Raw genomic sequence first — 18121 nt, 5'->3', positions numbered from 1 at the left:
GATGCTGGTCGATAGTCACTGCCATCTCGATTTCCCCGACTTCGCCGAGGAACTGGACGCGGTCGTTGACCGCGCCCGGCAGGCGGGGGTGGGGCGGATGGTCACCATCTGCACCTACCTGTCGCGCTTCGACCGCATCCTGGCGGTGGCGGAGCGGTACGACGACGTGCTGTGCTCGCTCGGTGTCCATCCGCACCAGGCCGCGGAGGAAATCGACGGCGTAACCGTCGAGCGGCTCGTGGAGCTGTCGAAGCACCCGAAGGTGATCGGCTTGGGCGAAACGGGCCTCGACTACTTCTACGACAAGAGCCCGCGCGACGTTCAGCAGGAATGCTTCCGCCGGCACATCCGCGCCAGCGTCGAGACCGGCCTGCCGCTGATCATCCACACCCGCGACGCCGACGACGACACCATGCGGATCGTCCGGGAAGAGGCGGGCGGCCAACCGGTGAAGGGGTTGCTGCACTGCTTCAGCTCCGGCCGGCAACTCGCTGAAGACGCTTTGGATTTCGGCTTCTCCCTGTCGCTGTCCGGCATCGTCACCTTCAAGAAGTCGGAGGAGCTGCGGGACATCGTTCGCGACGTTCCGCTCGACCGCATCTTGGTGGAAACCGACGCCCCCTATCTGGCTCCGGTGCCGTTCCGCGGCAAGCGCAACGAACCCGCCTACGTTGCCCACACCGCCGCCTGCGTGGCGGAGGTGAAGGGCGTCGACGCGGCCGATCTGGCACGCCACACCACGGAAAATTTCTTCCGCCTATTCGACCGCGCCGACCCGTCCCGGCAGGCCGCCGCATGACGTCCATGCGGGTCACGGTCCTTGGCTGCGGTGGCTCGCGCGGCGTTCCAGTGATCGCCCAGGGCTGGGGCACCTGCGACCCCACGAATCCGAAGAACCGGCGTCTGCGCCCGTCGGTTCTTGTGGAGCAATGCCTGGGCGGGGAGGGGCAGGGCGCCGTCAGCATCCTGATCGACACCTCGCCGGACCTGCGCCAGCAGCTCCTGTCCGCCGACGTCCACCGCCTCGACGCCGTGCTGTGGACCCACACGCACGCGGACCACAGCCACGGAATCGACGAGCTGCGCGAACTTTGCCGGGTGATGCACGCGCCCATCGCCGCCCACGCCCTTCCGGAACACCTCGCCGAGTTACAAAGCCGGTTCGGCTACTGCTTCGAGCCGTTGCGGCCGGGCGATCCCTACTATCGCCCTGTGCTCGCCCCGCATCCGGTCGAGAGCGCTTTCTCGGTCCGTGGGCAGTCCGTTGTGCCCTTTATGCAGGATCACGGTTACTCGAAGACCGCCGGCTATCGCATTGGGAATTTTGCCTATTCGACCGACGTGGTCCGCCTCGGCGAGGATGCGTTCGCCGCGTTGGAAGGTGTGGAGGTCTGGGTTGTCGATTGCTGCCGGATCGAGCCGCCGCATCCGGTTCACGCCCATCTTGGGCTCACGTTGGAGTGGATCGCGCGGGTCAAGCCCAAACGCGCTTACCTGACCCACATGGACCAGACGATGGATTACGACACCGTGTGCAAGATTCTCCCGCCGGGTGTTGAGCCCGCCTACGACGGGCTCGTGATCACCCTCTGAAACAGCTCAGTCGTCCGGCATGATCAGACCGAGGCGGCCGGCCACGAAACGGTCACCGGCGGCTCGGGCGGCTTGGTCGGCGACCTGGGGAAGAAGGTTGAACTTTTCCCGGTAAACCTTTGCCGTAGCAGCGATTGCGGAGGGTAGGGCGGTGACCGCCGCCTTGTAGTCGGCCTCCGGCCAGACGTCGAAGTCTTTCCAGGCGCGGAACGCGGCCACGGCCTTTTGGCGCTGCTCAGCCATTTTGCGGGCTTCGATCGATTGCGGCGCCTCCAGCAGGGTGCTGGGAACCAGGGAGGCCTGGAGGTCGTCGACCTCGAACTGGCGTTCGTAGCCGTAGCGGATGCTTCCGCGTTCCTCCAGCGCAGGCTCAATGGCCGGGTCCATGCGGTCGGCGATCTTCTTCCATTCCGGAAGGTCGAAGATCGATGACGGCGGCGAGCACAGCCCCGGAGACTCGTCGCGGGAATTGCCCCAGAAGGCGCCGAAGGCTTCAAACGCCGGCTGCCCGTGCTTGGTGAACAGGAAGCACGGCGCGTCCATTTCCGTCGTGGACAGCACGTGGCGCAGGAACAGCAGCATCGTGCCCGTCGGCGCGGTCGCAACGTCGCTGAGATTCTTCATCTCTTCAAGAAGATAGGGATCGTTCGGCAGGCCGTTGTCGATGACCGTGCCGACCAGCTTGCGGATCCGATCTTCCTTGTCGGCCGCAGGCACGGCGCCAGTGTGATGGAGATAGACGAGCCACGCCTTTGCCGCCGCGCCGTCATAGCGCTGAAGCGCCGCGGCGACGGCCTTCGGATCCTTGGGGATGCCGGCAACGAGCGCGGAGAGCTTCTTTTGGGCCGCCGTATTCTGGTCCGCGAGGTCGGCGGAGCGCTTTTCGTACAGCTTCTGGCATGCGGCGACGGCGGATTTATCGGTGCAGGCGCGTTCCCGTTCTGCCAAGAACGCCTGCTGTGCGCGTTGGATGGCATCGCGGTCCGTGGTGGGCGTGTAGTCGAGGACGTCGCGCAACGTCGTCGCCACGTCCTCGGCGGCAACCTTCAGGTCGGGACTGCCGCACACCGTTCGGTCTGCGGCTGACGAAGCCTTGGTGCAGTCGGGCGTCTGCGCGCCCGCGGACAGTGGCAAAAGACAAAAGGCGAGCGCGGAGCCGAAAATCCACGACGATCGAGCCATTCGAAACAGCCTTCGATAGGATGGCGCAAAAGAGGGCCGGACCATAGTCCATCGGGACCGCCGCCGGAAGGGATGGAAAAGCGCCCTGCTCCATCGCCGAACATCATTTTCCATAATCACGGTTATACGATCCACTCGTCCGGTCGCGCATAGGGGTATGCTCCTCCCTTGGAGGCGTTTCGGAAACGCTGTACAAAGGACTGGATGTGGCGGACCAGACGTGTTTGCAGAGGAAGCGGCGTGACCGGCAAAACGCGCAGGCTCGGCAAGGCTTCGGGCTTTTTTGGCCCATACCTTGCCCACGTCGCTGTGGCTGCCGCGATTCTGATGCTTTGCCACTCCGCATGGTCTCAAGCGAGGGGTAACGGCGGACGCATCGAATCGCCGGACGCCGCAAATCCCATCATGGACGAGCCGCAATCCACAACTGGACCGGCTGCTCTGGATCTGGAAGCGTTGCGCGCCGCCTTGCGGACGGTGCGTTGCGGCGTTCTCGGTGCTGAGACCAGTGATGGACGGGTCATGGTCGTCGGCACGATCGCAGCGTCCCGGCGGGAGAATATTGTCGCCACCATCCTGCGGGATTATGCACCGGGTCAACAGGCGGAAGACGCGGTTCGGTACGGTGCCCCTGCCCTTTGCGAACCATTGTCGGTGCTCGAACCCCTGCGGCGGACGAACGCAGCCGCAGCAACCCCGGTGTCGATTCGCCTGGAAGCCCAGGGAACGCCCCTTCGCGCCGGCCAAAGCCTGGTCTTGGACATCGCGGCTCCGGATTTCCCGGCTCATCTGCAGGTGGACTACTTCACCACGGACGGCAACGTCGTGCATTTGCTGCCGAATCCGATGGAAACCAGCAGCCGGGTCGAACCGCGCGCGGTTCGACACCTTGGCGATCGCAAGTCCGGCGGCCGATTCTGGACCATCGGGCCGCCGTTCGGCGATGAACTCCTCGTCGTCGTGGCAAGCGCCCTGCCCTTGTTCACGACACCGCGGCCGGAAGCGGAGACTGCGGCGGATTATCTGCCCGAATTGAAACGTGTCCTGGACGCCGCCGGCCCCGGTGCGCTGGCGGACGCTCGCTTCATCGCGACCGAGGCTTGGTGATCGGCGGTTTGATGATCGCAGGCGGCGCCTCGGTTATGCGCGCGGAGCGAACCACGACACGATGGTGGTGATGTTATCGTGTCCACCGGCCTGGTTGGCGGTATCGATCAAGCGGATGCAGCTTTCCTCGGGTCCCGGCCGCGGTTCCCGGCTGAGGATGCGGGTCAACGCAGCGTCGGGCACCATGCCGTTCAGGCCGTCGGAGCACAGCAGGAACAGATCGTCCGGAAGAATCGACAGGACCGTGATGTCGGGGTCCACATGTTCCCCGGTGCCCAGGGCCCGGACGATGATGTTCCGCTGTGGCGCCGTGCCCCGGCGGCCGTTGTCGAGCCAGAGCTGGTAAAGGCTGTGGTCGCGGGTGACCTGACGCAATTCCCCGTCGCGCAGGCGGTAGAGGCGGCTGTCACCGGCGTGGAAAGCGACCAGCTTGCCCGTTCCCGGAACCCGCCAAAGCCCGACCACGGTGGTGCCCATGCCGCGCCCCTCCACGAATCCACGCTCGGCGTTCAGCGCGTGAATGCGGCGATTGGCCAGTTGCACGGCGGAACGAACCACGGACACGGCGTTCTGGACGGCGGGCTCGACCGAATGGGATTCGGAGAGCGTGCAATCGTCGTCCGGCGGCGTGATCGTGCCGGTCTTTGCCGCCTCGGCCGGGTGAAATTCCTGGATGAAATCGGCGATGGCCTCCACAGCCGTCCGGCTGGCGATGTCCCCGCCCGCGTGGCCGCCCATGCCGTCGCACACCACCGCCAAGCCGGCGTCCGGATTGAGGTGGAAGCTGTCCTCGTTGCGCGACCGCGTCCGACCGACGTCGGTTCGTCCGGCGGCGATCATTTGAAAGGCGGAATAGAACATCCGGCGGGCAGCTCCAGAATCGCAGGCGCACGATGACAGGGCAAGGAAGGCGAAGAAGTATCAGCCATCCGCACCCGATAATGGCGCAAGCCACGGGAAAGATACAGCCGGATTCGGGAATTCTGGTGTTTTGCCCGCCAAGGTTAGGCGGGAGGGGGGCTATGACGGTCTCTGTCAGACGCTGACGTCGAGCAGCGACCCGCGCGTCCGCGCGCCGTAGCCCTGACCGTTGGTGCGCGCGTTTGCGGCCGCGGCCTGCGTGTCCAGCGCCTGCCCGGTTTGGGTGGCGTTGCGCGTGTCCCGCGGGTTTTCCGCCTTCCCCACCGCCTGCGGAGCCTGAAGCGTTTGCGTCCGAACGGTCGCGGTCGTCTGCTGCGCCGCCTGAACCGCAGGCGACATGGCCATCTGCGCCGCCGGGGTGATCGGCGGTTGCGGTTTCGCCACCGGGGGCGCGATGACCGGGTTCAACTGCATGCCCAGAAGATGCGCCTTCGCACATCCCTAATCAAGACGCGATTCGAGCAATGGAGAGGAACCATTGGCGAATGCCCGCCCTTCCCTCGCCTTCCGCGTGCTGCGACGGCCGGCCGATCTTCCGTTGTCGGTCAGCCGGCCGGCTGCTGCTGGGTGATGCAGTGAATGCCGCCACCGCCCCGCACGATGTCCAGCGCCGGAATTTGGACCACTTCCCGATCCGGAAAGGCACGGCGCACGACGCGGAAGGCGTCGTCGTCGGCCGGATCCTCGAAGGCCGGCATGACGATGCCGCCGTTCGCGATGTACAGGTTCGTGTAGGACAGCGTGAGGCGCACGCCGTTCTCATCGCGACGGGCGGGCTGCCGGACGGGAATGACCTCCAGCTCGCGCCCCTGGGCGTCGCGGGCGCGCTTCAAGCGGTCCAAATTGTCCTGGAACGCCTTGAAGTTGGCGTCGCCCGGGTCATCGGTGGTGATCGCCATGACGACGCCGGGTTTCACGAAGAAGGCGATCTCATCGATATGGCCGTCGGTCTCGTCGTCCTGGTAGCCTTCGCCAAGCCAGATGATGGTGGAGACGCCGAGCTGGTCCTTCAATTGCTCCTCGATCTCCGCCTTGCTCAAATTCGGATTGCGGTTGGGATTCAACAGGCACTGCTCCGTGGTCAGCAGGGTGCCCTGCCCGTCCACATGGAACGAACCGCCCTCCATGACCAGCGGAGCCTCGAAGCACCGCAGCCCCAGATGCTCCAGCACCAGACGGCCGACGTGCTGGTCCTTTTCGCAGTCCGCGTAATTGCCACCCCAGGCGTTGAAGCGCCAGTGGACGCCGGCGACCTGCCCCTTCCCGTCGGTGACGAAACTGGGGCCGGTGTCGCGAATCCAGGAATCGCTGATCGGCAGCGGCAGGATCTCGACACCCGGCCCGCAGGCGAGCGAGGCTTCGGCGACATCGGCGGGATCGCAGACCATGGTCACCGGCTCGAACCGGCTGATGGCCCGCGCAACCTCGGTGTAGGCGGCGGTGGCGGCGTCGAAGGCCCCGGTGGGCCAGGTTTCCGGGCGGCACGGCCACGCCATCCAGCAGCGCGCGTGCCGTTCCCACTCGCCCGGCATGTAGAAGCCGTTCGCCGCCGGTGTCGTCATTTCAAAATCTCCCGCCGATCCTGTAGTACGCTGGCCATAATCCATTGGCCTGAGCGATTTATGTCTCAGTTCACCCTAACCATGGGACGGCGGATTTGGCAACGGCCACCGAAAGGCCCGGAAGGGCTAGCGCTCAACCGCTCAGCGGCGGGAGGACGGGCGGCGGGAGGACGGCGGGCGGTCCGAATAGCGGCGCCGGGCCGAAGAGGTCTGGGCCGGGGCCGCGAAAGGCATCGTAAAACCGAGTCGAAGCATGGGAAACCATAAGAGCGCGCGCACGATACGGCCTCATTCGCTGTTGCAGATGCCTACAACATAGACAAAACAACAGCCTGCGGCCACCCCGTCGACTGCGGCCTTGTGGCATAGCTCCTATGGGTTCCCTCCGGGCCGGCGATTCAGCCGCCCTGCACGGCCATTTGCTCGTCGCGTTGCTTCTGCCGTTCCTGCCGGTTGATGATCAAGCTGGCGATGAAAATGCCGACTGAGACCACCGTCACCATCAGGGTCGCCAGCGCGTTGATCTGTGGGCTGATGCCGAACTTCACGCTGGAGAAGATGACCATCGGCAACGTGGTCGAACCGGGACCGGAGACGAAGCTGGCCACCACCACGTCGTCCAGCGACAGGGTGAAGGCCAGCAGCCAGCCGGAGACGATCGCCGGGGCGATGATCGGCAGCGTGATGACGAAGAAGACCTTGGCCGGGCGTGCGCCCAGGTCCATCGCCGCCTCCTCCAGGCTCTCGTCCAGGCTGACGAGGCGCGACTGGATGATGACGGCGACGTAGGCCATGGTGAAGGTCGTGTGCGCGATGGTGATCGTCGTCACGCCGCGCCCGTCCGGCCAGCCGATCAGCTGCTCCAGCGCCACGAACAACAGCAGAAGCGACAGGCCGGTGATGACGTCGGGCATGACCAGCGGCGCCGTGATCATGCCGCCGAACAGAGTCCGGCCGCGGAACCGCCCGAAGCGCGCCAGCGCCAGCCCGGCGATGGTGCCCAGCACGACGGCCACGGTCGCCGACATCGCTGCGACCTCCAGCGACAGCCAGGCGGCGCTGAGGAGCTGGTCGTTGTGCAGCAGCTCCGCGTACCACTTCGTCGAAAAGCCGCCCCACACGGTGACGAGGCGCGACTCGTTGAAGGAGTACACGATCAGCAGGACGATGGGCACGTACAGGAAGGCGTAGCCGAACCACAGAGCCCAGGACAGGAAGCCCATCCGTTTCATCGCCCCGCCTCTGCCTCACGGCCCTGCACGTGTTGGAAGATCATGATCGGCACCACCAGGAACAGCAGCAGCGCGATGGCCACCGCCGAGGCCACCGGCCAGTCGCGGTTGGCGAAGAATTCGTTCCACAGCACGCGGCCGATCATCAGCGTGTCCGGACCGCCCAGCAGCTCCGGCGTCACGAACTCGCCCACCGACGGAATGAAGACCAGCAGGGAGCCGGCGATGATGCCCGGCAGCGACAGCGGCAGCGTCACCGTCAGGAACGCCTTCCAGGGCCGGCAGCCGAGGTCGGCGGCGGCCTCCAGCAGCGTTGGGTCCATCTTTTCCAGCGTGGCGTACAGCGGCAGCACCATGAAGGGCAGGTAGCAGTAGGTCATGCCGATGTAGACGGCCCAGTCCGAGTACAGAAGCTCGAACGGCTCGGTCGTCAGGCCGGTCCATCGCAGGAGGTTGTCGATCACCCCGTTGGCCTTCAGGATGCCGATCCAGGCGTAGATGCGGATCAGGAAGCTCGTCCAGAAGGGCAGGACGACCAGCATCATCAGCGGCCCGCGCTTGGCCGGCTCCGCCCGCGCGATCGCATACGCCATGGGGTAGCCGATCAGCAGGCAGAAGACGGTGGTGATCAGCGCGATCTTGACCGAGTTCAGATAGGCGAGGACGTACAGGTCGTCCCCGCCCAGCCGCAGGTAGTTGGACAGGTTCAGCAGAAGCTGCAGCTTCGTCGTGCCGGCGTCTTCGTCGACCAGCCACTGCACCAGCGGCGCGTAGGGCGGCTGCGCGATGACCGATTCCGACAGGCTGATGCCGAACACGATCAGGAACGGCACCAGAAAGAATAGCAGAAGCCACAGGAACGGGACGGCCAGCACCGCCCCGCGCCCCCACAGCCCGATCCGGCGGAGACGGTTGATCATTGAGCGAGCACTACGCCGGCGAAGGGGCGCCAGGTCAGGTAGACCTCGTCGTCCCAGGTGATGGGCATCTCGGTCCTGCGCACGAGGTTGGGCGCGGTCACGCGCACGGTCTTGCCGGTCTTCAACTCCACCAGATAGATCGACACGTCGCCGAGGTAGGCGATCTCACGCACGATTCCCGTGGCCACGTTGCGCCCGTCGGCTCCCGCCGGCGGCTCCTTGCTCAGCGCGATCTTCTCCGGGCGTACGGCCACGCCGACGGTGGCGCCGGACGGTACGGCGACGGCGTGGTTGATGTAGAGGTCGCAGCCCGCGTCCTCCGACCGGATCAGGACGTGGTCGGACTGGTCCTCCACCACCCTGCCCTCGAACATGTTCACGGAGCCGATGAACTCAGCCACGAAGCGCGACTGCGGGTACTCGTAGATCTCGGTCGGCGTGCCGGTCTGGGCGATGACGCCGTGGTTCATGACGGCGATGCGGCTGGACATGGTCATCGCCTCCTCCTGGTCGTGGGTGACCACGATGAAGGTGACGCCCAGCTTCTCCTGGATGTTGACCAGCTCGAACTGGGTCTGTTCGCGCAGGCGCTTGTCGAGCGCGCCCAGCGGCTCGTCCAGAAGAAGCAACTTCGGCCGCTTGACCAGCGAGCGGGCCAGCGCCACGCGCTGCCGCTGCCCGCCGGAGAGCTGGTGCGGCTTGCGCTTGGCGAAGCGGCCGAGTTGGACGAGATCGAGCATCGCTCCCACCCGCTCCCGGATCTCGGTCTTCGCCACGTTGTCCTGCTTCAGGCCGAAGGCGACGTTCTGCTCCACCGTCATGTGCGGGAACAGGGCGTAGCTCTGGAACATCATGTTGACCGGCCGCTCATAGGGCGGGATGCCGGCCATGTCGACGCCGTCGATGAAGATCTTGCCTTCGGTCGGCGTCTCAAACCCGGCCAGCATGCGGAGCAGCGTGGTCTTGCCCGACCCCGACCCGCCGAGCAGGGCGAAGAACTCCCCGCGGTAGATCGACAGGCTGACGTCATCCACGGCGACGAAGTCGCCGAAGGCCTTGGTCACCTTCTCGATGCGCACGTAGGGCGTCTGGCCGGGGTCTTGCCAGGGTTCCAGGCGCGTGGGCTTGCGGATCGGCTGGACGGCCATCGGGTCCTCTTCGGCGTCCTTTCAAGGGAACGCCCCGGCCGTTCCCGCAATGGGATCGGCCGGGGCGCTTCGATGTTCGTGCTCTCGTATGCCCAGCTTACTTGCCGGTCTTGACCTTCGTCCACACGCGGGTGCGGGCGCGGTCGGTGGCCTGCTTGATCGGCTTCAGCGAGAACAGCTTCACCTTGCTGGTCTCCGGCAGGAAGACAGCCGGGTTGGACTTCACCGACTCGTCGACGCTGGCCAGCGAGGCCGGCACGGCGTTGGCGTAGTTCACCTTGTTGGAGATCGCGGCGATATTGGCCGGATCCAGGATGAAGTTGATGTAGTCGTAGGCGCCGGCCTTGTTCGGGGCGTCGGCCGGGATGGCCAGCGTGTCCCACCAGACCTGCACGCCCTCCTTCGGGGTGACGTACTCGACCTTCACGCCGTTCTTGGCTTCCTCGGCGCGGGCGGCACCCTGGATGGCGTCGCCGTTGTAGGACATCACGACGCAGGCGTCGCCGGCCGCGAGGATGTTGATGTTGCCGCCGGTCACGAACTGCTTGATGTAGGGGCGGACGGCCAGCAGCGCCTTCTCGGCCTTGTCCAGATCCTCCTTCTTCTCGGAGTTCGGGTCGAGGCCGAGGTAGTTCAGCACCGACGGGATCACGTCGATGGCCGAATCCATGACGGTGATGCCGCAGGAGGCGACCTTCTTGGCGACCTCCGGCTTGAAGATCAGGTCCCAGCTGTCCAGCGGGACGTCGGGGGCGACGGCCTTGATCTTCTCCGGGATGATGGCGATGCCGACGGTGCCGCCGAGGTAGGGCACGGCGAACTTGTTGCCGGGGTCGGAGTTCTCCAGCAGCTTCAGAACCTTCGGATCGACGTTCTTCAGGTTCGGAATCTTCGACTTGTCGAGCGGGGCGACGACCTTCGCCTGGATCATGCGCGACAGCGTCGGCTCGGCGGTCGGGACGATCACGTCATAGCCGGACTTGCCGACCAGCACCTTCTGCTCCAGCAGTTCCAGGCTGTCGTACAGGTCGACCTTGGTCTCGTAGCCGGTGGCCTTCGTGAAGTCGGCCAGCGTCGAATCACCCAGATAGTCATTCCAGATGTAGATGTTGACCGGCTTCTTGGCCTGGGCCATTGCGGGGCCAGCCAGGGCGACGGCGGCGACCGCGCCGATGACGCTGAGAGCGAAACGTTTCATTCAGGTAGCCCCCGAGTTCTTGGTCGTTCGAATCTTGGCCGTTCGACAGGGGTGCGGCGCGTTCCACACGGCGTCCCCAGCGCGGGCGCTATTGCACCCACGAAAGGGGTGGTTGTCAACGGTATGCGGGGGCCTATGCGGGGCGAAATGCCCCCTCCATCCTCAGGGCTCAAAGAGGGGGCAGGCCTGCTCAAACATTCAGCAGAAGGTTCTCGCGTTCCCACGAGCTGATGACCCGGTGATAGGCCTCGTACTCGGCCTCCTTCACGCAGGTGACCGCGTCCACGAACTTCTCGCCCAGGATCTCCTTCAGCGGCTTGCAGGCGTTGAACTTCTGCAAGGCGTCGCCCTGGTGGCGCGGCAGCGTGAAGGCCAGCCGGTAGGCGGAGCCCTTCACCGGATCGGTCGGCTCCAGCCCCAGGGTCATCCCGAGATAGCCGCAGGCGAGCGACGCGGCGATGGCGAGGTAGGGGTTGGCGTCGGCGCCGGCCACGCGGTTCTCGACACGGCGCGAATCGGCCTGCGACACCGGGACCCGCAGGCCGGTCGTGCGGTTGTCGCGGCCCCAGTGCACGTTGATCGGCGCGTCGGAGTTCGGCACCAGGCGCCGGTAGGAGTTCACGTTGGGCGCCAGCAGCGGCATTGCGTAGGGCAGGAATTTCTGAAGGCCGGCAACGTGCGCCATGAACAGCGGGCTGTCGGCGCCGTTCGCTTCGGAGAACAGGTTGCGGCCGGAGTCGGCATCCACCACGGACTGGTGGATGTGCATGGCGCTGCCCGGCTCGTTCTGCATGGGCTTGGCCATGAAGGTCGCGTAGACCTGATGGCGCAACGCCGCCTCACGCGCTGTGCGCTTGAACAGGAAGGCCTGGTCGGCCAGCTCAAGCGCGTCGCCATGGTTGAAGTTGATTTCGATCTGCGCGGCGCCTGCCTCGTGGGTCAGCGTGTCGATGTCGATGTCCTGCGCTTCGCAGAAGTCGTAGACCATCTCGAAGATCGGGTCGAACTCGTTGACCGCGTCGATGCCGAAGGCCTGCCGCCCGCTCTCCACCCGGCCGTTGCGCCCGATCGGCGGTACCAGCGGGTAGTCGGGGTCCTTGTTGACCTGAACCAGGAAGAACTCCAGTTCCGGTGCCACCAGCGGCTTCCAGCCGCGCTCCTCGTACAGCGACAGCACGCGCTTCAGCACGTGGCGCGGGGAGAAGTTCACCGGACTGCCATCGGCGTAGACGCAGTCGGTGATGACCTGCGCCGTCGGCTCCTCGTACCAGGGGACGAAGCGAATCGTCCGCTCGTCGGGGATCATGTAGATGTCGGAATTCTCGTCCGACGTAACGGTGTCGTCCTCCGGATACTCGCCGGTGACCGTCTGGACGAAGATCGCCTCGGGCAGCCGCAGGCCGCGGTCGCGCAGGATGCGCAGGAACTTTTCGGCCGGAACGATCTTGCCGCGCGCGATGCCCGACATGTCGGGCACGAGGCATTCCACTTCGGTGATGCGGTTCTTCTTGATGAAGTCTTCCATGAAACCCATGAACGTATGGACCGCACCGGACGGTGGGCAGCCCCTCCCTTCTGTGGACGACACCCTTACTATGATCCCGAACCCCATCGCCGCGCCAGAGGCGATGGCGGATCCTGTCCAGAAGGCGTGGCGATGGCGGGCGGCACCATCGGAAGGATTGACGGGCCGGGGCGCCCTCCCCTAACTGCCATCCATGCCGAAGCGCTCCTATCTCCGCTCGTGGTACGCCGACACTGCGAATCCGCACTCGCCGCGCCACCCGGCGCTGGAGGGAGACCTCTCCTGCGACGTCTGCGTGGTTGGCGGCGGCTACACCGGCCTGATGACCGCGCTGGAATTGGCCGAGCAGGGGTTCGACGTCATCCTGCTGGAGGCCCATCGCGTGGGCTGGGGGGCGTCGGGCCGCAACGGCGGGCAGATCATCACCGGCTACAACAAGTCGATGGCGACCATCGAGCGCTGGGTCGGCCGGGAGGACGCCCGACGCCTCTGGGACCTCGGCGAGGATGCGAAGGCCCTGCTGGCCGACCGGGTCGCGCGGCACCGGATCGCCTGCGACCTCACCTGGGGATTCGCCTACGCCGCGGTCAAGCCGCGCCACATGGCCGACGTCGCCGCCCTGGAGGCGGAAATGCAGGGGCGCTACGGCTACGACAAGGTGCGGGTGCTGGACCGCGGCACCGTGGGCGAGGTGGTGCGGTCGGACGCCTACATCGGCGGCCTGCTCGACATGGGCAGCGGCCACCTGCACCCGCTGAACTACGCCCTGGGACTGGGCGACGCCGCGGTCCAGGCGGGTGTCCGCATCTTCGAGGACTCGCGAGTCAGTCGAATCGACACCGGGGCGGAGCCGCGGGCGACCACCGACCAGGGGTCGGTCAAGGCGCGCTTCCTGGTGCTGGCCGGCAACGCCTATCTGGGCACGCTGGCGCCGTCGCTGGCCTCGATGATCATGCCCGTCGCCACCTACCTGATCGCGACGGAGCCGCTTGGGCAGGAAACGGTCTCGTCCATCCTGCCGACCAACGCGGCGATCAGCGATATGAACTTCGTCCTGAACTACTTCCGCCGCTCCGCCGACCACCGGCTGCTGTTCGGCGGCGGGGTCAGCTACTCCGGCATGGACCCGCCCGGCCTGCGCCTGACCATGCGGTCCAAGATGCTGGCGGTGTTCCCGCAGCTGCGGGACGCGGCGGTGGACTATTTCTGGGGCGGGCATGTGGCCATCACGGTGAATCGCATGCCGCAGGTCGGACGGCTGTCGCCGACGACCTATTACGCGCACGGCTATTCCGGCCACGGCGTGGCGCTGGCCGGCATGGCCGGCCGGGTGATGGCCGAGGCCGTCCGGGGGCAGGCCGGGCGGTTCGACGTCTTCGCCCGCATACCGCACCTGCCCTTCCCCGGCGGGCGGCGGTTCCGGACGCCGGCGCTCGTCCTCGCGATGCTCTGGTTCCGGCTGCGGGATCTGCTGTAGGCTGGCGTCTCAACAATCCCGGCGGCCTTACCGAGCATGACCGACGCATCCGAAAACGCCTCCGGCCTTGACTCGGCGCCCGCCCCTGCGCCGCCGACACCCGAAGGAGCGACGCCATCGCCGGCCGCTGCCACTGCGCCGGCGGCTCCCCCGTCGATGCGCGACACGCATTTCGATTTCCAGCACAAGGTCTTCAGCATCTCCGGCGCCTTCTTCTTCGTCGATCCGGCAACCAAGCAGCCGGTGTTGCAGATCACGCTGGGCGACCTGAAGGCGGCGCTTTCCTTCACCACGCTGATGGAATCCTTCGACATCGCCGACGGGAGCCCCGATTCCAAGCTGCTGGGGCTTGTCGCGAAGGGCCTGAACTTCGTGAAGCAGATCCGCCCGGGGGAGCAGATCCCCGGCGAGTTGCTGGACGGCCGGGCCTCCTGGTCGGTGGACGACAAGCACCGGCTGATCGCCAAGGGACGCCTGACCGTGCAGCTCGTCTCCTGGATCACCGGCAGCGAGATGATCGTCGTCGACGCCGATGAGTTGGAGCAGGTCGTCGAGGATCCGCAGACCAAAACCCGCGTGAAGACGGCCTTCAAGGAAATCGCGGAAAAGCTGGGGCTGAAGGAGAATTCCGAGCAGTATCTGGCCGACCGCATCGACGATCTGGCGCAGGAGCTGTCCTACATCGAAGCCCTACGCGACCGGTTCCACCACATCCGCGGCATCGGGGACAACCTGGCGAAGCTGACGCAAATCTACCGGACGGATCGCACCTTCTGCAGCGAGATCGCCCGCATGCAGGGGCTTCTGCGCAAGCCGGTGAAGGAGTACGACGCCATCTTCGAACAGGCCGACGCGCAGACCGGCGAGATTTTCGGCGCGCTGAAGGCCTTCGAGACCACCGTGCGCTTCATCCGCAAGATCCGCGACGACCTGCGCGCCCGACTGCTGGAGTGGGAAGAACTGCTCCAGGCGTGGGACGGCACGCCGGTCGAACGCTCCATGGCCATCGAACAGCTTCAGAAGCAGACCTACCGCTTCCTCGCCAACCGCTACATCGAAACCAAGGTGTGGGAGCGCAAGTAGCGCGCGCCGTCACCGCCCAATTTCGCGCCCAGCTTCACGCCCCCGGATCGCGCAGCAACGCGCCCTGGCGCAGCAGTTCCCGTTGCACGGCGCCGACCGGGATGTCGCGCGGACGCTCGCCGCGTCGCGACGCCATGGCGGCGCAGACCCCGGCGGCCTGTCCCGTCGCCATGCAGGTCGGCGTCACGCGGTAGGAGGAGTGCGCCTCGTGGCTGCCGGAAATGCAGCGGCCGGCGACCAGCAGGTTGTCCACCCCCTTGGGCAGCAGCGAGCGCATCGGCACCTCGTACCACTCGCCGGACGGCACGCGCCTCAGCACCGTGCCGCGACCGGTCGGGCTGTGGATGTCCACGGGGTAGGTGCCGCGGGCGATCGCGTCGTCGAACTTCCGGGCGCCCAGGACGTCGTCCACGGTCATGGAATACTCGCCCACGATCCGCCGCGTCTCGCGGATGCCGATGGCCGTACCGGTCTGGCACCCATAGGCGTCGGCGAAGCCCGGAACATATTTCCGGAGGAAATTGGCGATCTGGGCAGCCTGCCGGTGGCTTTCCCACTCCGCGCAGGTGAGGTCGAAGACATCGGTGCCGAGCACGCCGGTGACGCGCGTGCAGTTCGCCGCGATCTCCCCCGGATGGGTGGTCGCGAAGAACAGGATGTCCTCCCGCGCCAGGTTCAGGTCGCCGTTGGCCGTGGCCTTAGAGACGAGATCCCACAGGCCGTGGACGCCGCGCCACTGGGTCGGGTTCTGCCGGACGAAGTCGGAAAAGGCGTTATGGTCGAAGCCGACCATGCGGAACATCAGGGTCATGGGCTGGGTCAGCCCGTCCTCCTCCCGCCCGACCTCGTAGTCGCAGCCGGCCAGCGCGGCGATGTCGCCGTCGCCGGTGCAGTCCACGATGCAGTCGGCCTCGATCACCACCGGGCCGGATTTCGTCTCGAACACCACCGCGTTCGGCTTGCCCGCCTCCCCCAGAACGGTCGAGGCGAAGGCGTGCAGCAGCACCTGCACCCCCGCTTCGTCCAGGATCTCCTGGGCGGTGATCTTCAGCACCTCCGGATCGAAGGGCACGGTGAAGCCGGTGTCCGGCGACGGCGGGACGGCGCCGCCGCTGGCGTAGAGCCGCCCCAGGATCACCGCCAGCGCCCCACCCACGACGGGCTCGCCCGGCCCGTGGTCCTGCGGCATCAGCCGGGTGTTGTCCACCACCGCGACCGAGCCGCGCTGCGTGTAGAAGCTCATCCAGGGCATCACCAGGGCCACGGTGGCGTTGCCGCCCAGGAAGCCGTAGCGTTCCACCAGGATCGTGTCGGCGCCGGACTGGGCCGCCCCGATGGCGGCGCCGATTCCGGCGGGACCGCCCCCGACGACCAGGACCTGGCAGCGCGCCACCTTGGTCGCGCGGCGGGGCGGAAGCGTGATGGATTCCGGCTTGGCCGGCCGTTTCAGGACTGGCACTCCATTCTCCTTTCGGACGTTCTTCCTCCCTACCGCACGACCTTGACGGCAAGAGACGCCGTGCTGCGGGCGCGGTCCTGCAGGACCGGCAGCCGGTCGCGGAGCAGCGACGTCTGCTCCGCCCGGTGGTCCCACAGCCGGTCGAGATCGGCCAGGAAGGTCCCCGCGGTGGTGTGGGCCACGGTCGCCCGCGGCTCCAACCCCAGCGAGGTCAGGAAGTCATAGACCTTCGACGCGTAGGGCAGCGCGATCAGCGGCGTGCCGGTGATCGCGGCGAAGATCAGGAAATGCAGCCGCATGCCGACGGCCATTTGGAAATGCTCCATCAGGCCGATGATCTGCCGCGGCGCGTAGCGGTATTTCAGCAGGTGGGCGCGTTCCGGCAGGGTCATGCGCCCGACGACGCGGTGCGCCTCCCGCACGTCGGCGCGCTCCATGGGCACGAAGACGACGTCCGCGCTGAACCGTTCGACGATGTAGTCCGCCGCCTCCGCCAGAAGCTGGTGGTAGGCCGCCTCCGACAGTTCCGGAGCGGCAGCCCCCTGTTCGCGCACCGAGAAGCCGACCAGCGGTCGGTCGCGCGGGATGCCGGCTTCCGCCAGCATGGCGTCGGTGAAGGGCTCCGACGTCAGCAGCAGGGCCGGGTCGGCAGTGACGGTCACCGGAACATGGACGCCGATCTCCTCGATGAGCCGCTTGGCGCTTTGCTCGCGCACCGTGATGCCGGCCATGCGGTCCAGCCCCTCGCGGACGGCGTCGCGTTCGACCCGGTCCTTCAGCGGGCCCACGCCGATGGCGTAGGTGTAGGTCGGGATGCCCAGCCGTTGAGCGATGGTGACCTCCCGCAGGTAGGTCTGCGCCTCGCTGTCGTAGAGGATCCCGCCGCCGCCGAGCAGCAGGAGGTCGAGCCGCTCCACCTCCGGCGTGATCTCGTCGCGCATCGCCTCGCGGGGGTTCAACACCCGGTCCACCGTGTGGTTGGCGCGGGTGTGCGGGGCGTTGCGGGTGAAGACCACCACCTCCACGCCCGGGACCGTCGCCCGCAGCTGCTCCACCGCGGATGTGAGAATCGCTTCGTCCCCGAGGTTAAGCCCCCCGTAGGACCCTGAAATGCCGATGACCGTCATGGTGCCCCCCGTTTGGCGAGCAACCTGACCGGCTGGCGAAGGTTCCCCGAGGCCGCTATGGTTTCGCCCACCGGAGGAAGGAAAGCTGATGGCGACGCTTGAGTTGTTTCTCGACCTCGACGGGGTGCTGGCCGATTTCGACCGTGGCGTGAAGGCGGTCACCGGCAAGCGGCCGGAGGAGTTGTCGATGAAGGTGATGTGGCGCGAGCTGTCCCGCCATCCCGACTTCTTCGGCACGCTGGAGTTCATGCACGACGCGCAGGATCTGTGGCGGTTCTGCGAGCCGTTCGAGCCGGTGATCCTCACCGGCTTGCCGCTCGGGTCCTGGGCGCCGGAGCAGAAGCGGCGCTGGGTCGCCCACATGCTGGGCTCGCACGTCCGCGTCATCACCTGCATGGCCAAGGACAAGTTCAAGTATGGCGGCCCCGGCAAGGTACTGGTCGACGACCGGGAAAAGGCGCGGGAGCCCTGGCTGGCCGCGGGCGGCCTGTTCGTCCTGCACAGCGGCGCCAAGTCGTCCATCGCCGAGTTGAAGCGCCTCGGCTTCGCCGGGTGAGTCCGACCGAGGGGGCCTTTCGACCCCCTCC

At 66.5% G+C, this 18121-nt stretch carries 17 protein-coding genes; 6 read left to right on the top strand and 11 right to left on the bottom strand.

From position 1 onward, the window contains the following. The first annotated feature begins 1 nt into the window (after position 1). A complete protein-coding gene (locus M2351_RS08045) occupies positions 2–799 on the top strand; it encodes a TatD family hydrolase (RefSeq protein ID WP_264655581.1) in 798 nt (265 codons plus the stop codon). Next, positions 796–1593 (top strand): MBL fold metallo-hydrolase, encoded by a 798-nt coding sequence (locus tag M2351_RS08040; protein WP_264655580.1) that lies wholly within the window; start codon positions 796–798, stop codon positions 1591–1593. Before M2351_RS08045 ends, M2351_RS08040 begins: the two co-directional genes overlap by 4 nt. A 6-nt stretch (positions 1594–1599) precedes the next feature. Here M2351_RS08040 and M2351_RS08035 read toward each other — a convergent pair whose 3' ends face one another. Continuing rightward, positions 1600–2775, bottom strand: coding sequence for a hypothetical protein (locus M2351_RS08035; RefSeq protein ID WP_264655579.1), 1176 nt, complete (start codon positions 2773–2775; stop codon positions 1600–1602). A gap of 240 nt (positions 2776–3015) precedes the next feature. On the opposite strand from M2351_RS08035, the gene M2351_RS08030 reads away from it, so the two are divergent. Beyond that, on the top strand, positions 3016–3882 hold the full coding sequence (locus tag M2351_RS08030) for a DUF4384 domain-containing protein (protein ID WP_264655578.1): 867 nt from the start codon (positions 3016–3018) through the stop codon (positions 3880–3882). Between the two features lie 33 nt (positions 3883–3915). Here the strand turns inward: M2351_RS08030 and M2351_RS08025 are convergent, their stop codons facing one another. The 8 genes from M2351_RS08025 to M2351_RS07990 all read right to left on the bottom strand — a co-directional run bounded on the left by M2351_RS08025 (position 3916) and on the right by M2351_RS07990 (position 12397). Further along, positions 3916–4743 (bottom strand): PP2C family protein-serine/threonine phosphatase, encoded by an 828-nt coding sequence (locus M2351_RS08025; RefSeq protein WP_264655577.1) that lies wholly within the window; start codon positions 4741–4743, stop codon positions 3916–3918. 174 nt (positions 4744–4917) lie between these two features. After that, positions 4918–5217, bottom strand: coding sequence for a hypothetical protein (locus tag M2351_RS08020; protein ID WP_264655576.1), 300 nt, complete (start codon positions 5215–5217; stop codon positions 4918–4920). Positions 5218–5348: 131 nt separating this feature from the next. Then, positions 5349–6365 carry an agmatine deiminase family protein gene (locus M2351_RS08015; RefSeq protein WP_264655575.1) on the bottom strand — a complete coding sequence of 339 codons (1017 nt, stop codon included), beginning with the start codon at positions 6363–6365 and terminating at the stop codon, positions 5349–5351. A 398-nt stretch (positions 6366–6763) separates the two neighbouring features. After that, positions 6764–7597 carry an ABC transporter permease subunit gene (locus M2351_RS08010; RefSeq protein ID WP_264655574.1) on the bottom strand — a complete coding sequence of 278 codons (834 nt, stop codon included), beginning with the start codon at positions 7595–7597 and terminating at the stop codon, positions 6764–6766. Then, the gene (locus tag M2351_RS08005) at positions 7594–8517 is read right to left on the bottom strand and encodes an ABC transporter permease subunit (RefSeq protein ID WP_264655573.1); all 924 of its coding nucleotides are present in this window, start codon (positions 8515–8517) and stop codon (positions 7594–7596) included. The genes M2351_RS08010 and M2351_RS08005 overlap by 4 nt, the downstream gene beginning before the upstream one ends. Continuing rightward, positions 8514–9665, bottom strand: a complete 1152-nt coding sequence (locus M2351_RS08000; RefSeq protein ID WP_264655572.1) for an ABC transporter ATP-binding protein — start codon at positions 9663–9665, stop codon at positions 8514–8516. Before M2351_RS08000 ends, M2351_RS08005 begins: the two co-directional genes overlap by 4 nt. Positions 9666–9762: 97 nt before the next feature. Beyond that, complete coding sequence (locus M2351_RS07995; RefSeq protein WP_264655571.1) at positions 9763–10863, bottom strand: extracellular solute-binding protein; 1101 nt, start codon at positions 10861–10863, stop codon at positions 9763–9765. Positions 10864–11053: 190 nt separating this feature from the next. Further along, entirely contained in the window at positions 11054–12397 is a 1344-nt protein-coding gene (locus tag M2351_RS07990) for a glutamine synthetase family protein (protein ID WP_264655570.1), read from the bottom strand. Positions 12398–12581: 184 nt separating this feature from the next. Between M2351_RS07990 and M2351_RS07985 the strand changes: the two genes are divergently transcribed. Both M2351_RS07985 and M2351_RS07980 read left to right on the top strand, forming a co-directional pair. Next, a complete protein-coding gene (locus M2351_RS07985; RefSeq protein WP_264655569.1) occupies positions 12582–13865 on the top strand; it encodes an NAD(P)/FAD-dependent oxidoreductase in 1284 nt (427 codons plus the stop codon). A gap of 156 nt (positions 13866–14021) precedes the next feature. After that, positions 14022–14948, top strand: a complete 927-nt coding sequence (locus M2351_RS07980) for a hypothetical protein (protein WP_264655568.1) — start codon at positions 14022–14024, stop codon at positions 14946–14948. Positions 14949–14982: 34 nt separating this feature from the next. On the opposite strand, the gene M2351_RS07975 is transcribed toward M2351_RS07980, so the two are convergent. Together M2351_RS07975 and M2351_RS07970 are read right to left on the bottom strand one after the other, a co-directional pair. Continuing rightward, the gene (locus tag M2351_RS07975; RefSeq protein WP_264655567.1) at positions 14983–16407 is read right to left on the bottom strand and encodes an FAD-dependent oxidoreductase; all 1425 of its coding nucleotides are present in this window, start codon (positions 16405–16407) and stop codon (positions 14983–14985) included. A 29-nt stretch (positions 16408–16436) separates the two neighbouring features. Continuing rightward, positions 16437–17534 (bottom strand): polysaccharide pyruvyl transferase family protein, encoded by a 1098-nt coding sequence (locus M2351_RS07970; RefSeq protein WP_264655566.1) that lies wholly within the window; start codon positions 17532–17534, stop codon positions 16437–16439. A gap of 88 nt (positions 17535–17622) precedes the next feature. Here M2351_RS07970 and M2351_RS07965 point away from each other — a divergent pair, with 88 nt between their 5' ends. Further along, positions 17623–18090, top strand: coding sequence for an HAD family hydrolase (locus tag M2351_RS07965; protein ID WP_264655565.1), 468 nt, complete (start codon positions 17623–17625; stop codon positions 18088–18090). The last annotated feature ends 31 nt before the right edge of the window (positions 18091–18121 follow it).

It is taken from the genome of Azospirillum canadense (assembly GCF_025961225.1).
Lineage (GTDB): Bacteria > Pseudomonadota > Alphaproteobacteria > Azospirillales > Azospirillaceae > Azospirillum > Azospirillum canadense.
This window is presented reverse-complemented; position numbering and strand designations above follow the sequence as displayed.